General features: G+C 69.3%; 15 protein-coding genes and 1 pseudogene. 3 read left to right on the top strand and 13 right to left on the bottom strand.

Annotated elements, in window-relative coordinates; translation table 11 throughout:
* Positions 1-169: 169 nt before the first annotated feature.
* The 3 genes from JF886_RS14330 (at position 170) to JF886_RS14320 (ending at position 3,295) form a co-directional block, all read left to right on the top strand.
* Positions 170-1,249, top strand: a complete 1,080-nt coding sequence (locus JF886_RS14330) for a tyrosine-type recombinase/integrase (RefSeq protein ID WP_337313614.1) — start codon at positions 170-172, stop codon at positions 1,247-1,249.
* Between the two features lie 4 nt (positions 1,250-1,253).
* A complete protein-coding gene (locus JF886_RS14325) occupies positions 1,254-1,577 on the top strand; it encodes a helix-turn-helix domain-containing protein (protein ID WP_337313612.1) in 324 nt (107 codons plus the stop codon).
* Positions 1,578-1,924: 347 nt separating this feature from the next.
* The gene (locus tag JF886_RS14320) at positions 1,925-3,295 is read left to right on the top strand and encodes a site-specific integrase (RefSeq protein WP_337313611.1); all 1,371 of its coding nucleotides are present in this window, start codon (positions 1,925-1,927) and stop codon (positions 3,293-3,295) included.
* A gap of 1 nt (position 3,296) precedes the next feature.
* Here JF886_RS14320 and JF886_RS14315 read toward each other — a convergent pair whose 3' ends face one another.
* From JF886_RS14315 to JF886_RS14260, 13 genes and pseudogenes are all read right to left on the bottom strand, one after another.
* Positions 3,297-3,779 carry a putative type IV secretion/conjugal transfer ATPase gene (locus tag JF886_RS14315; RefSeq protein ID WP_337313609.1) on the bottom strand — a complete coding sequence of 161 codons (483 nt, stop codon included), beginning with the start codon at positions 3,777-3,779 and terminating at the stop codon, positions 3,297-3,299.
* 577 nt (positions 3,780-4,356) lie between these two features.
* Positions 4,357-4,413, bottom strand: a pseudogene (locus JF886_RS16840) (hypothetical protein); the annotation flags it as partial.
* 185 nt (positions 4,414-4,598) lie between these two features.
* Positions 4,599-6,092, bottom strand: coding sequence for an SCO6880 family protein (locus JF886_RS14310; protein WP_337313607.1), 1,494 nt, complete (start codon positions 6,090-6,092; stop codon positions 4,599-4,601).
* Entirely contained in the window at positions 6,085-7,437 is a 1,353-nt protein-coding gene (locus JF886_RS14305; RefSeq protein ID WP_337313605.1) for a hypothetical protein, read from the bottom strand. Before JF886_RS14305 ends, JF886_RS14310 begins: the two co-directional genes overlap by 8 nt.
* Before the next feature lies 1 nt (position 7,438).
* Positions 7,439-7,963, bottom strand: a complete 525-nt coding sequence (locus JF886_RS14300; protein WP_337313602.1) for a hypothetical protein — start codon at positions 7,961-7,963, stop codon at positions 7,439-7,441.
* A gap of 184 nt (positions 7,964-8,147) precedes the next feature.
* Positions 8,148-8,447, bottom strand: coding sequence for a hypothetical protein (locus JF886_RS14295; protein ID WP_337313600.1), 300 nt, complete (start codon positions 8,445-8,447; stop codon positions 8,148-8,150).
* Positions 8,444-8,707, bottom strand: a complete 264-nt coding sequence (locus tag JF886_RS14290) for a hypothetical protein (RefSeq protein WP_337313599.1) — start codon at positions 8,705-8,707, stop codon at positions 8,444-8,446. Before JF886_RS14290 ends, JF886_RS14295 begins: the two co-directional genes overlap by 4 nt.
* A gap of 118 nt (positions 8,708-8,825) precedes the next feature.
* Positions 8,826-9,068 (bottom strand): hypothetical protein, encoded by a 243-nt coding sequence (locus JF886_RS14285; protein WP_337313597.1) that lies wholly within the window; start codon positions 9,066-9,068, stop codon positions 8,826-8,828.
* 535 nt (positions 9,069-9,603) lie between these two features.
* The gene (locus JF886_RS14280; RefSeq protein ID WP_337313595.1) at positions 9,604-10,896 is read right to left on the bottom strand and encodes a hypothetical protein; all 1,293 of its coding nucleotides are present in this window, start codon (positions 10,894-10,896) and stop codon (positions 9,604-9,606) included.
* Entirely contained in the window at positions 10,880-11,548 is a 669-nt protein-coding gene (locus JF886_RS14275) for a hypothetical protein (RefSeq protein ID WP_337313592.1), read from the bottom strand. Before JF886_RS14275 ends, JF886_RS14280 begins: the two co-directional genes overlap by 17 nt.
* Positions 11,545-12,090, bottom strand: coding sequence for a hypothetical protein (locus JF886_RS14270; RefSeq protein WP_337313590.1), 546 nt, complete (start codon positions 12,088-12,090; stop codon positions 11,545-11,547). The genes JF886_RS14275 and JF886_RS14270 overlap by 4 nt, the downstream gene beginning before the upstream one ends.
* A complete protein-coding gene (locus JF886_RS14265; RefSeq protein ID WP_337313588.1) occupies positions 12,087-13,742 on the bottom strand; it encodes a ParA family protein in 1,656 nt (551 codons plus the stop codon). Before JF886_RS14265 ends, JF886_RS14270 begins: the two co-directional genes overlap by 4 nt.
* A complete protein-coding gene (locus JF886_RS14260; protein ID WP_337313586.1) occupies positions 13,739-14,119 on the bottom strand; it encodes a hypothetical protein in 381 nt (126 codons plus the stop codon). Before JF886_RS14260 ends, JF886_RS14265 begins: the two co-directional genes overlap by 4 nt.

The following is a 14,119-nucleotide window of genomic DNA, read 5'->3' as shown; positions in this document are numbered from 1 at the left end:
CTGTCTCCATTCCCGCATGTTCGTTCCGGCTTCCCGGCGGGTGGAGGGCGCTTCTGAGGTCGGCCTCTGGGTTGTGGTGCCCGCTCCTAAGGAGTGACGGACTTTCATGATTCGTGAAGCTAAGTCTGTATACTCGACGGATGCACGCTCTAGTTGAAGCGAGCCGTCGATGAGGTTGGCGGTCATCCGCAACCTGGGCTCGCCCCGGGGATTGCCGACGGCCGCCGACGTCGAGGATTTCGAGCAGGAGATCGTCGATCAATACGCGTTGGCAATGGCGGCGGCCGGCTTCAGCGACGGACATGTGAGCCACACCCGCGCGACGATCATCGAATTTGCTCGTTCGCTGCCAGGACCGCTCTGGTCGGCTGGGTGTGACGACGCGGACCGGTTCCTGGCCGATATGCGCCGTGCGGGGCGCACCGTGAGCACTCGCGCTGGTAAGGCAGGGGCGCTGGCTCGCTGCTACGACTTCGTGATCGCGCGATATCAGGACGACATCCTGGCCTTGACGGGCGTCGTGGTCGAGCAGCCGATCGACGAGTTCAACCGGCAGTCGGGCGCCTCGCTGGGCAAGGTGCGGGTGCCGCCGTCCGACGCGGAGGTGGATGGCCTGTTCGCCAAGTGGCGCGTGTCGGTCCCCGCGGCCAGGAAGTACCTGCCCGCCGCTCGCGACTACTTCGCTGCGTCGCTGTGGCGCCGCCTCGGCCTGAGGATCAACGAGACTCGGATGCTGGACATACGTGACTGGCGCCCCGACTTGGGCGAGTTCGGCAAGCTGCACGTCCGGCACGGCAAGGGAAGCCGGGGCCGGGGGCCGAGGGCCCGCCTGGTGCCGGCGATCAACGGTGCCGACAAGCTGATCGACTGGTGGCTGGCCGAGGTCCGGCACCAGTTCGGCAACGACGGTGCCGATCCGGACGCGCCGATGCTGCCCAGTGAACGGTATGACCCCGACCTCGACCGGCACGGGCGTGCCAGTGACGACAGCCTGCGTCAGGGGCTCGCCGCGCAGACGGGGAGATGGCTGCCGGGGTGGTCGGGGCGACTGACCCCGCACGTGTTGCGCCACCACTGCGCCTCCTCGCTGTATAGCAGCGGGATGGATCTGAAGGCGCTCCAGGAGCTGCTCGGGCACGAGTGGCTGTCGACGACCACCCGGTACATCCACGTCCGGAGCGACCACATCGAACAGGCCTGGGTGCACGCGAACCGGCGCGTGGAGACCCGTTTCGAGGGAGAGGTGTGAAGTCATGCAATGGCGTCTGAGGTTGAGGGCCGCTGAACGCGGCATCTGGAAGTCCACCGAACTGCGCCGGCTACTCGCCGACGCCGGTCTGGAGATCAGCGCTGGGAAGATGTCGGCGTTGTGGACGGGAACACCGACCACGATCCGGCTCGATGATCTCGACGTGATCTGCGCGGTGCTGAGCTGCGACCCAGCGGCGCTGCTGATCCCTGAGCCGGAGAAGGTCGCAGCTCGCCGGCGCTCGCGTGAGCACGCGGCGAACGGGGATGCTGCTCCGCCAATGGTGGCGCCGCGGCTTGGCAGAGGCCGGTCGGAACCGCCCCTCTGACGCGTCCCCCGGCGCGCTGTATTGCCTGCCAGGTCAACCGAGTCGCCTGGGTCAGGCCGCGCGTCGACTATTGCTACGAATGCCTGCCGGGCGGCCCGTTCGCCCCACCGGCCTGCCGCAGGTGCGGGTCGGAGCAGTACTTCAGCGAGGGCCTCTGCGAGAGGTGCCACCCCGGCGGGCGGTTGTATGCGGGCTCGTGCCGAGGCTGCCTGGCCTGGGGCGTCTATCGAGCCTACGCCTCGCTCTGTTGGTCTTGCCGCTGGTGGCAGACCCATTACCCGCTCGGCGATTGCCAGTACTGCGGCCGGAACACTCGGGTCGGCGATTGGGGTGCCTGCCGGCTCTGCTTGGAGCAGGCTCGCACACTGCAAGAACCGGGCCGCGCCCTCGACCTCGCCGGAGCGAACCGCTACGGGCAGCAGCTGTTCCTCGCCAACATGCAGTTCCAGCGACCCAGGACCCCGCGTCTCAAGGACGAGCCGCCACAGGCTGGCCCGAAGAACTTCACGCCGCTCTCGTGGCGGCAGATGCCCTTGCTCGAGGTCGATCCCGACCCCGAGGTGGTCAGGGCGCGTGCCCTGGCCGCGGACAGTGACCTGCTGCGCTACTGCCAGGACGTCGTCCGTGACCACGCCAAGAAATACGGATGGGGCAAGGAGCAGCGCAACAAGGTCCGCCGTTCTCTTCGGCTCTTGCAGGTCCTGCAGGACACCCCGGGCGCGAAGATCAATGCCAGCGACGTGCTGCAGCTGCCCCGCTACGGGGGCAGCATCAACTCCACCCTCGACGTCCTCGCCGCGGCGGGCCTGCTCATCGACGACCGGAAGCCCCTGATCGACCGCTACTTCGCCGGGAAGACCGCGACCTTGCCGGCGCCGATGCTTGCCGAGCTGAAGATCTGGCTCGAGGTCATGCTCAACGGCAGCACAACCCCACCTCGGCAACGCTCCCGCGACCCGCAGACGGCGCGCATCCACATCCTCGGGGCGGCGCCGATTGTGCAAGCATGGGCGGCTGCCGGACACCAGTCCCTGGCAGAGATCACACCTGAGCAGGTGCGCGCCTCGCTGCCCGCGGGCGGATCCCGACGCAACTTCGCGGAGTACGGGCTTCGGTCGCTGTTCACCGTTCTGAAAGCCCGCAAGCTGATCTTCATCAACCCCACCCGCGGGATGCGCGTCACGCCGGTGAACAGGTCTGTGCCCCTGCCCCTGGACACCGGAGCCATCCGCGAAGCGCTCAACTCGCCCGATCCCGCCATCGCGCTGGCCGTCGCACTGGTGGCATTCCACGCCCTGACCAGCAAAGAGCTCCTCGACCTCACGCTCACCGACATCGTCGACGGACGGCTCACCCTGGGCGACCGGGTCATCCCTCTGGCCGGCCCGGTGCGGGTCCGGCTCGCCGCATGGCTCGACCACCGAGTGAGCACCTGGCCGGGCAGCATCAACCCCCACCTGTTCGTCAGCCGCCGCAGCGCCCCACGCGTCATCCCCGTGGGCCGCCAATTCCCGTGGTTCAGGACGAAGCTCAGACCCCAGGCCCTGCGCGAGGACCGCATCCTCCAAGAGATCCTCGCGACCGGCGGCGACATCCGTCGCATCTGCGATCTGTTCGGCATCTCGGTCTCGTCCGCCCTGCGCTACGGCGCCACCGTCGGGCACCCCGACCTGGCCGAAGGTCATGGCTGGACGTTGCGAACTCCAGACTCGATGTAGGCTACGCATGGCCTACCACCCTGGAGTTCCCGCCAGCTGACCCTTCAGAATTCCCGAACTCCCGGGGGTCCACAGCCATGCGCGCGTCGGTGTCGACGATGGCAAGCTCCCCTCTCGCGAGTACGTGCTCGACGATGAAGCTCCGCCGCCCCACCTTCCAGAGCGCCATCCCCCGCGGCAGCTGGCCGAGGTACTCCGCCTCCAGTTCGTTGAGCTCGAGCAGTCGTGCGGTCGCCTCGATCTCCGACGGCGGCTGACTGTATGCCACGACCGTCTCGGAGTCGCTGAGCAGCCCGCGGGCGAGCTTGTGCTGGCGCGACCCCTCCATCCCGGCAGCGAGGAGGTCGCTGAGGCGGTGGAGGACGGCGATGTACTGCACGCCGTGCGAGCGCGACAGCTTGTAGCTGGCGGCAAGCCACTCCGCTGTCTGGAGGTTGCCGAGCACCGCCCACGCCTCGTCGATGACCACGATGCGACGGCGCACGTCGGCGGTCCTGCAGCCAGGCGGCGACGCACGTCATGAGCAGTCCGAGGGCCGGCGACTGGTACAGCGCGGCGAGGTCGAAGCTGACGAGGCGGTCGTCGAGGTGCACCGTTCCCGACGTCTCGGCGTCGAACATGCCGCGAAGGTCGCCGTCGACGAGCCGGCGGAGGGCGAGCCCGGCTGTCCGCGTCCCCTCGGCGAGGGCGACGACCGTCGTGCGGGCGAGCTCTGCCGCCGACGTGCCCGGGGCGAGGAGCGCGTCCACAACCCCGCGCAGGGTCGGCATCCGGCCGCCGACGCCGGCCGCAACGAGGGAGCCCTCGATGCCGACCATCTCCTCAGGCGTCACCGACCGGGCGAGGACGGCGCCGAGCAGGGCGGCGACGAGCGAGGTTCGGGCGTGGAGGACGTCATGGGCGTCGACACCGATGCCCGGGACCGCGTCGAGCGGGTTCAAGCGGACCGCACCACCGGGGCGGAGCGCGATCGGCTCGGTGCCGACCGCGGCGCAGAGGGCGGCGTTCTCGCCCTTGGGGTCGAGGAGGACGGCGTGGCGGCCAAACAACAACTGGCGGTACACGAACGTCTTGACGAACGCCGACTTGCCGCGGCCGATCTGGCCGATGACGAGCATGTTGGGGCCGGTGAGGTCGCCGCGCGCATACAGCTCCCATGGGTCGTAGCAGAAGGACCCGCCGTGGAGGTCGCGACCGATGTAGGCTCCGCGCGAGCCGAGCGAGTCCTGGGCAACACCGGGGTACACAACTTGGAGGTGCGCCGTCGTGACCCGGTGGGCGGGGTGATGGACCGTGTCGAGGATCACGAGAGCCCCCGGCCGAGCGGCAGTGTGTACGTGAACGCGAGGTCGTGCTCGCCGTCCATGCGACGCACGTCGAGACGGCAGTTGCGTGCCTGTTGCTCGACGTCGGAGCAGGCCGCGTCCAACGCGTCGACGGACGCCGCGCTGACGGTGAGATACCCGGAGAAGCGGTAGTCGGCGTGGCCGTCGACGAACTCGCGCTCGCGGTCCTCGATCGACTCCGCTTGGCGGCGGTTGCTGACCGTCGTACGGAAGCCGTGCTTCTCGCGGAGCATCTCGTCACTGCGGTGGGCGGTCTGGGCCGCCTCGAGGTCGCGCTGGGCGCGGCGCGGGTCGACCGGCGCCATCGTCACGGCGAAGGTCAGCCCGACCGCCGACTGCAGCAGCAGGGGGACGAGGAAGTTCGGTCCCACCTCGATACGCGGCCACTCGCTGATCCAGTACGTAGCGTGGGCACAGCCGCCGTCGGTGATGAGGTGGCGCCAGGACGACATCGTCGACTGTGGTCCGGCGCCGTGCAGGGCCGTGCCGGCAGTGGCGAGGTCGCGTGCGGAGCGGCGGCGCAGGCTATGCGCCGCGGTGGGGTCCCAGGCCTCGCGCAGGACCAGGGCGAGCAGCCGGGGCGGCAGCACGCCGTCAACGTGGATGTGGGCACGGCCGAGCTGCGTCTGCATCTGGGTGAGGACGCGGAGCAGGACGGTGATGGCACCGCCGTCGTGGCCTCCCGCGGCAGCGATGGCCCGGCCGGCGCGGCGCTCGGAGATAGTGAGCGCCACGAACACCTCCTGCGCCTGGGTCACCGGCGCCGCCGCGTCGACGAGCCCGGCGTAGCTCGCACGGAGCGACGAACCGGCGTCGTCATGGCCGGCCTGGTCGAGGTAGCGGGCCATCCCGTCGGGGTCCTCAGCCACCGACCGGACCACCACTTGCAGCGACGCCACCGGGGTGCCGGCGTACGCGAGGGACGAGAGCGCTGTGCCCCACGCGGCGAGCTGCACCGACTTCTCGCGATCGCTGAGCAGTGCGTAGGAGGAGCCGCGGACGCGGATCACCGCGGTGAAGGTTCGTCGCCGCGGATCACGCACCACGCCGATGCACGCACCGCCGGCAATCCGCACGCTGAGGATGGTCACGCCGCGGAGGGTCGGCGGCAGGGACGGCTGCGGATCGACGAGTAGTTCGCGAGCCGTCACCAGCTCGCCCTCGGCAGGTGCGGTGCTGCGCCACGCGCGGCCGGACAGCATCCAGCGGAGGAGCACGGGGCACCACTCGTCGACGGCCCGGCCGCCGACGGGGAGAACGGCACAGCCGACGGCGACGAGCAGCGTCGCAGCCGCCAGCGCACCAACGGGGAACGAGCCGTGACTGGCGAGCATGAGCAGCATGGCGGCGCCGGCCCCGGACGCGAGGACGGCGAGCTGGCCAACGCGAAGCCCGACCACGACGCCGCTGCGGTCGCGGGCGCCGAACGAATAGCGCGCGCCCTCAGACATTGCCGGACCCACCGGGCGTGTCGCCACCTGTTGTGGCAGCGGGCGCGGCCTCGGCCTCGCGCGGTGTCTCAGCGGATGCTGCGCCAGCCGCCGGTGCGGACGAAGACGCGGAGCCGGCGCCCCATCCAGCTACGGCCAGGCCGGCGCCCGGGGACGCCCCCGCCCCCGCCCCGGCCGCCGACGGCCGGAGGCGCGCACCGGCGTCCACCGCGGACGACGCTTGGCTCCTCGAGCCACCGAGCGAACGAACCGCCGCCGGGGCGCCCCCGATGATGCCGCGGCCGCGGTCCACGCCGGCGCTGACCATGCGGCCGCCGAAGCGCGCGCCCATGCCCACCACCGCACCGGTGGCGGCCACCTCGACCAACGGGATGAGCGCGAAGAGACTGAGCGGCGCAAAGGCGATCACCGCGAAGATGACCGCCCCGACGAGGAGCGGTGCGAAACTTGAGGCGTCGCCGGCGGTGAGCGCGCCGCCACCGACCAGGAACGCGAAGGCCATGACCAGCTTGCTGAGGGTCATGACGGCGAGGAACTCGACGGTTTTGCGCAGCGCACTCCGCGAGCCCTGCCACAGAGTCGCGACCGAGATGATCGGGACAAAGGCGACGACGAGGTAGATCATCGCGCTGCGCACGAAGAGCTCGATGTAGGCGATCAGCGTCGCCACGATGATGACGATGCAGATGACTACCACCGCGAAGTCGGCCGGGACATTGCTCGGGTCGAAGCGGCTCGCCCACGTCTGGAAGTCCGTCGTGGTGCCGCCGACGACCCACGTGCTTAGCGCATCGACGAGGTCGAAGACGCGCTGCAGGACGACGATGAAAGCAAAGCAGAGGATCACCACCAGCGGCAGGCGCACCAGCACCGTCTTGACGGCGCCCCCGATGTCGCCGCGCAGCACTCCGGCGATGACGGTCATGACCAGTAGCGGGAGGGCCAGTAGTTCGGCGATGGTCAGCGCCCCGGGCTGGTTGGGGAACGCCGTGCCGTTGTGGGGGGTGGCCCCGTAGTAGACCTTCTGGAACCACGGGGAGCTGAAGTCGGCCCGCGTGGTCGTCCCGGAGCCGAACTCGTTGAGCAGCAGATCGGTGGTCTCCACAGCACCGGACATCACCCAGCGGGTAATCGTCGTGGCGACGGAGTCGGCGGCAAAGTGGGTGACGTCATTGAGGGCCGCCGACCAGCACGCGCCATCCCACGGCGCGGCGATGCCGAAAGGATGGCCAGCGTTGTTCTGGCCACACTGCTGCGCCGGGGTGAGGTCAGCGCGGACCATGGTGACCGTGAGCGGCAGAATCCCGGCGACGATCACGGCGGCGATGAGAAGTCGGAGGCGCACGTCAGCTCCCCCCGTACGGTGTGAACGTGAGCAGCTGCGCGGGCAGCGTTGTCGATTCGGCGAGCGCCGGTTCCAGGGGCGCCGGCGCCCACGCCGTGTCGAGCAGTTCACTCGACTCGAGCTTCCATGCACCGCCGCGCCATACCAACTGCAGCGTCTCGGTGATGTAGGCGGATGCCGGCGCGTACCGGCCCTCGACGGCAACGATCTGCTCGGTCCACACCGACACCGACGCGGTGGAGGACGTGAACGATTCCACGCGGTATCCCAAGGGGATGCAGCCGACGTACGTTCGAGTCCCGCCGGCGGCAGCCGCGACGACACCGGTCTGCGCGTCGATCTGCGCGGACTCCTGCTGGGCGATCTGCGCGGCCGTGCCCGTCCTGTCGGAGGCGAGAATCTGTGCCAAGGCTGCTTCGTATGCCCTTGGGGTGGTTACCAGCGGCCCGCCGAGGACGCAGTCGACGGCCGCTGCGGCGTTCGCGGCTCCAGCCCGCGTCTGGACCGCCGGGCCGAGTTGTGGCATGGGAAGGACTGCGGGCGTTGCCGGTGCTGCCGCGGGCGGCACCTGAGTAGTCGGAGCTGGGGTACGCGTCCCGCGGCCGACGCCGAATGCGACCGTGACAAGGAGCACCAGGCCAACACCGACACCGACGCGTGTGCGGGCAGCGCTGGATGCGCCATAGCGGTTGCCGTTGATGAGCCGCATCTCAGCTCCCGCTCACCTGACTGCCGAGGCTGAAGGCGAAGGTGACCACTGCGCCGGCAGCGCCGATGAGGAAGGCGCCGACGAACCCGCCGAAGATCGCGACCTTGCCGCGCTCCGCCCAGTGGGGGTTGCCGGCATGGCGGCCGAGCCCGAGGGCGACGCCGCCGAGAATCATGGCAGCGATGCAGGACACGATCCCGAGCCACATGGCCCCACTCAAGAGCTGCTGCAGCTGCGGCGCCCCAGGGACGTCGTTTGGGTTGGGCGATGCAGTGACAATGCCGGCCACAACGGTGTTCATCGGGTCTCCCTCTCCTGGTACTGGTCGACGGTGGTTGCGAACACGTGCGAACGGCGCGTGTGGAGAACCGCGGCGATGGCGGCGTGATCGACTGAGCGATACGCCGGACCGCCAGTGGCGGACGGGACCGTGATGTCGGGCACGACACGCAGAGCAGAGAGATGCCGCTCTACGGGGTCGGCTGCGGTCCCGCCGCCGGCGGATGGACGGGGACGGTCAGTGCTGGGACGTGGAGTGAGAGCCGGGGTGCGTCTGTCCATGACCGAGAGCATGGCATACGAGTGTCCTCATAGTGTCCTCATTCGGGAGATCGCCCGAACACCCTCCAGCTCAGCGCCAGCGACGTGGCGGGGAGATCGCGAGGGAGCAGCTCATGCATCAGCGCGTGTGCTCGAGAGCCAGTGCGAGCGCCGCCTCCGGATCGACGATCGCGGACGCTGTGAGCCCGCTCAGCCTTCCGCGCTTCCTCAGAAAGTTACCGTCGCTTGTAACGAAGACCTCGGCGTTATGCCGACGGTGGCAGTAGAAGCTGAGCACATCACACTGCGGCGATCGTTCGAGTTCGGTGAACCTCCGTCCGAACAGAACCTGCGCCAACTCGTTGATGCGGGTCGCCCTCATCGTCGTCGGCTAGGTATGCGTGGTCATAAAAGCTGACGTCGAGCACCACCGGTGGATTGAGCACCGGTAGGTGCGCGATGCCCAAGGCGTCAAGCCGACTCTGAAACTGAGAGTAGTTTCCTGCGAGGTGCTTCCCGGGCAGCCGCTCGGACGCGCCGACTGCGACGACCCGAACCACCACTCCAGCTCCGTCGTGCAGCGAGACCAGTGACCTCACTGCGACGGAGTAGCGCTCCTCCTGCTCAAGAGCGATCAGACAGTTGTGGTCCAAGGTGAAGCTGATGGGTGCCACTGGCTCTCACGATACGGGCTCAGGCCAGCGCCTGCTGTTGATAGCGTCATCCTTTCGTGATTGGGTCGCGTCGAGCGACGAACACGTGGCGCCGAAACACCACGAGCTGCGTCGTGGAGCTGGGAGCGGCAACCTCGCGAAGCAGGACTCGCGAGGGCCTCACGACCCATGCGCACCTGATGGGATTCCAGTGGGTCGACTGGTGGTTGTCGTTAGCTGCGTCGACGCCTGCCACTCCGACTGTCACAGCTGAACGCCATCGGTGGCCAGGTGTGACATGACTGCGGACGGGCGGGCCGGGCGGAAGACCCACACACCGTCAGTACGAGCGAGCACTCCGCCGCCACCCTCATGCGCCAGAAAGGCGATCAATGGCGCCGAGGGTATGTCGCGACCCTCACCGCACACCGTCGGGGGCGGGGTCCCGTACGCGGCACAGGCGGCCGGCAGCTGCGCGTCGAATGCCTCGCGAAGCCACATCTCCGTGGGTGCCCCAAGTGCGAGCGCCAGAGCCTGTGCAGCTCCCGTGACGCGCAGCCTCGATTCCCCTTCGCCGAGGAGGACTGCCTCGTGGATGACGCCGGCCACGAGGTCGCGCGCGTACTCGCGTATCGAGCGTGGGATGAGGGCGACCCATGTCGCGGTGGTTCCGCGTCGCGCAACGAATCCGTCGGCCTGAGCGACGGTGCCTGGTGCAGCGGCAGCCTGGCGAACGAGGGTGGCCAAGTTGCCACTGACCGTGCTCCGGGGCGGCAACTGCGTCTCCTCGTCCCACGCACGAGACGCCCGCTGCACGCGCCCGTTTACGTCGAGTGCAGCCAGTGGCAGGCTGCAGCGCGCCGTCGGAGGAAGAAGCACGAAACGGGCCTCTGATGCACCGTCGCCGTTGTGGTGGGCGGGAACGGCCGTCGCCCCGAGGGCATCTGCCGCGAGCCGTACCAGCGCCAGTCCCCAGCGCTCTCGTCTGTCGGGATGCCGCGACGTCCGAATCGCCGTGCCGGTCTCCTCGCCGCGCCAGCGCACGCGGAAGTCACGTCCCTCCGTGGAGTCCGCGACGATCCGCCGGGCAGCCCCATGTCGGTGGGCGTTGACGGCCATTTGTTTGAGGACGAGCGCAACGGTGTCGCCCCCACGCACCTCGGCCGCGTCCGTCTGTCCAACCGTCACCTGCACGTTCTCCTCGCGCGCCGCAGTGGCAACCGTCGCGAGCACATCCGCCGCAACGCGCGGCGTGAAGTCCGGGCGGCCCATGACGAGATGCAAACCGGCCCGTGCGCATCGGCGGACGGATTCGGCGGCCGCCGGAGCTGTTCGCGCGCTGAGATCCAGCTCCTCGAGGACGCGCTCGCTCAGCGCTGCGATCGCCGGGTCGTGACCGGGCGTGGCAACCACTAGGCGCAACGACCCGAGCCGGTACTGGACGGTGTCCGCTCCGGCGCCGTTCCACTCCGGCGTGGCTGCAGCGAGCGAGCCGTCGGCACGAAACCAGGCGGCAGCCAGCGGCAACTCAGCCAGCTCGTCAGTGGTGATGCGCACGTCGGTTCTCTGTGACTTCGAGCCGGTACCGGTGGGTGGCCATGCCCAGGGACAGCACGCGCACGGACGATTCGACCTCGTCGAGCCACTGGCGGAAGCGGGTCAGGCCGGACTGCATCGCCCGGTCGTCACGGGGAAACACAACATCGTGGGGATGGCTTGTCATGAGTCGGAATCCGGCGCGGTGTTTGAATCGTGTGTCACTCGGGAGGTGGTGCACGAAGCTGCGCTGACGGTTGTCGAGCACAAGGTCGCCAACCTGCGCAGAGAGCAGTCCGACCAGTCGCTCCTCCAGCGAGGACAGACCTTGGTCCTTGTCGTGGATGAGTGCGCCGGGATGGGCGTGCATGACAGCATCGACGACGGCGGTGCGCATCATGTTGCGGGCATAGACCACCGTTGGAGTGCCGCGGGCGTTCTCAGCCAGTGCCTCGAGGACTCTGCGCGAGGTTGGCTCGTCCTCATTGGCATGGGCCATGTCCCAGTCGATGACCGCTAGGTCGAGGTCCGCCCCACGCATGACCAGCCTGCGTGCCATCGCCGGTGACTCCGTCGCCGTCACCGCCAGGCCCAACCCGTTGAGCAACTCGCGAAGTTGTTCGCGCTCGGAGCGAGTGTCCTCGAGGAGCAGCACTGTGGGCTTCGTTGTCATCGTCCCACCGCGAACGGAACGGGCGCCATTGTGTCGGAGGGGATGGTGACCTGCTGACCGTCGTCGTAGCGGCGCGACCAGCCGCTGCCGTTCCAAGTGTCCACCGCCGACATCGAGGTGGTGCCGAGGTCGAAGACGCACCGCTCCTGTCGCTCGCTCGCAGAGAGGAAGCAGACGCCGCTCTCCGCACGTCCACCGTTGCTGGTGTCCGCGGCACTGCGCACGATGCCGACATCGCTGCGGCTGACGACGAGCGCCGCGTCGCCGAGGTACACACCCGACCCGTTCGCGTGCAGCGTTGTTGCACCGATGCGGTACGTCGCCGCGGTCATCGACACAGACGTGGACGGTTCCGACACCGCGAGGGCGGCGCCGGCAATGGTGCAGCCGAGGGCAATGATGTATGCCGCAGCGCGCGCTGCGCTCTCCCACCCTCGGCGCGGTCGCCAGCGTCGCGTCGCCAAGGGCACGCCGGTGCGGAGCAGATGGGCCCGCGCCCGGCGCTCCTCGATGCGGGCGCGGAGGGACCCGATGTCGCTCACCGGTCGCTTCCCCCGCGGGCCGTGACCACGGCGTCGAGCAGTTCCCAGTACGCCCGGGTCACCTGAGCGTCGACGTCCGTCAGCGGGACGGGGTGGTCGGTCCAGTCCACCATCGCCATCCGCGAGGACTCGGGAATGTCGACGACAGCTGCGCCGAGATCTCGAACGGCGGCGAGAGTCTCGTCGAGGTCCGGAGCGACGCGGCGTGGGTCGATGTCGGTGGGGCGGAGGAAGGCGACGACGACGCCGGGATTGAATGCCTGGTGCCTTTCCTTCACTGCGGCCACCGCCGCCAGCATGTCCGCGGCACCTTCAAAGGAGGCCATCGATGTGTCGACGGGGATGACGACGACGTCGGCGTGAGGCAGCCAGGCGTCGACGACGGCCTCAGCTCGGTCCTCGAGTCCGGGGATGGCATTGGGGAGGTCGACGACGGCCAGCGTGTAGGAGCGGCGCAGGTGGTCGGCGAGCAGCGCCACCTCCGGCGCCTCGTATCTCTCCGTCTCGCGATGTTCGCCGTACACACGCAGGCTCGAGCGTCGCACCGAGACGGGCGTCGGCGCGGTGGTGTTGCTCAGCAGCGCGGTGAGGAGGTCGCGCACGGTGGGAGCCGCGGTCGGGAGGTGCAGCTTCACGGAGATATCGGCGTTGGTGAGGTTGGCGTCGAGCACGACGGTGGACCCGCCCATCACCTCGACGGCCTGGGCGCCGAGGAAGCCGAGGGCAAGGCTCTCAGTGGTCTTGCCGACACCGCCCTTGCGACTGCCGACCAGCACGACGGTGTCGTGCCGCGCCGCCAACTTCTGACCGACGGCACCGGTATCGACGGTGCTGCGGTCGGGGCGGCCGAAGAGGGCGCCGATCCGGCGGCCGATGCCGGATGGCTGACGGTGGCCGTTGACCGGCGCGAGCGCCTCCGCCATCGCCATGCTCGCCGCGAGGACGCGCGCACTTTCGCCAGTCTTCGCTTCGTTCTCGTCCTCATCGACGTCGGCGAGAACCGAGAGCTGGGCGCCGACAGTCGCGGGTGACGTGTCCGGCGAGTTCCACTGCAAGGTCGGCAGCGGTGGCAACGGTTCACTCGACGCAGCGGACGGGACCACCGCGGGTTGTGGCGTCTGACGCTCGAAGGCTGGTGCGGCGACGGCCGGGTCGCTGCTTTCCGTCGACGACAACGGCGGATCGACGAACCCCTGCGATGACGGCGCGCGCTCCCGCGGCCGGAACGGACCCCACGACGGGCGGTGGCCGAAGCGCCACCCGCTGCCCGCGAGGTGTTCCGCGCAGCGCTGGGCGAGGTCCTCGACGTTGCCGGCCGACATCGTGGTCACCGACGGAGCGCCACCATACGCGGCGACCGCGGCCTCATCGTTGCACCACACGATCCACGGCGCGCTGACGCCGGCGAGGACGGCAGCGAGCCCGGGACGATCGCGGGCAAGCATCACCGCCGCGCGGTCGTCGAGTTGCATCTCCTCCCACCAGCGTTGCGCCGCCTCCCCACTCCAGAAGCCGTCACCGAGCAGAGTTTCGTCAGGCACGATCGCGGTGACCTCGTCGCCGCCCAGGCCGGAGCGTCCGTCGATGATTGCGGCGATGCGCAGCGCGTCAGCCCGCGGCTCGATGACGACGACGAGCGTTCGGCTGGTCATCGGCCCGCCTCGAGCAGGCTCTGGGCGCGCTCGAGCGACCCGCAGCACGGTTGGAAGGTAGCGCTCTGATGGCGGGCGATGCCCACCCCCAGACAGCTGACGCCCACGACGAGCGCGAGCAGGGGAACCACAGCACTCCGTCTCCGCGGGGTGTCGACAGCCCGGAGCGCGCGCACGAGCACGACGACGGCGAGGACGATGGTCCCCGTCCACACCAGCACGGCGAGCAGGGCGACGACGTTGGCACTGGTGGCAAAGCCACTGCTGACCAGGTCGCCGACGGCGCGGAGGTTGGGGACACCGAGGATGAACGCGAGCGCCCCCAGCTGCACGGCGACGAGGAGGAACTCGGTGCGGATTCGCCCCAACTTGGTCAC

Source organism: Candidatus Aeolococcus gillhamiae (assembly GCF_016464765.1).
GTDB classification, from domain to species: Bacteria; Chloroflexota; Dormibacteria; order Aeolococcales; family Aeolococcaceae; genus Aeolococcus; species Aeolococcus gillhamiae.
The sequence above is the reverse complement of the archived record's forward strand: the minus strand, read 5'-3'. Positions and strand labels throughout refer to the sequence as shown.

Bases quoted from the DNA above. Each gene is read 5' to 3' on its own strand.
- JF886_RS14285 (WP_337313597.1), bottom strand. From the start codon at position 9,068: ATGAGGGCGACCCGCATCAACGAGTTGGCGCAGGTTCTGTTCGGACGG.
- JF886_RS14265 (WP_337313588.1), bottom strand. From the start codon at position 13,742: ATGACCAGCCGAACGCTCGTCGTCGTCATCGAGCCGCGGGCTGACGCG.
- JF886_RS14290 (WP_337313599.1), bottom strand. From the start codon at position 8,707: ATGGACAGACGCACCCCGGCTCTCACTCCACGTCCCAGCACTGACCGT.
- JF886_RS14275 (WP_337313592.1), bottom strand. From the start codon at position 11,548: ATGACAACGAAGCCCACAGTGCTGCTCCTCGAGGACACTCGCTCCGAG.
- JF886_RS14325 (WP_337313612.1), top strand. From the start codon at position 1,254: ATGCAATGGCGTCTGAGGTTGAGGGCCGCTGAACGCGGCATCTGGAAG.
- JF886_RS14330 (WP_337313614.1), top strand. From the start codon at position 170: ATGAGGTTGGCGGTCATCCGCAACCTGGGCTCGCCCCGGGGATTGCCG.
- JF886_RS14295 (WP_337313600.1), bottom strand. From the start codon at position 8,447: ATGAACACCGTTGTGGCCGGCATTGTCACTGCATCGCCCAACCCAAAC.
- JF886_RS14300 (WP_337313602.1), bottom strand. From the start codon at position 7,963: ATGCCACAACTCGGCCCGGCGGTCCAGACGCGGGCTGGAGCCGCGAAC.
- JF886_RS14310 (WP_337313607.1), bottom strand. From the start codon at position 6,092: ATGTCTGAGGGCGCGCGCTATTCGTTCGGCGCCCGCGACCGCAGCGGC.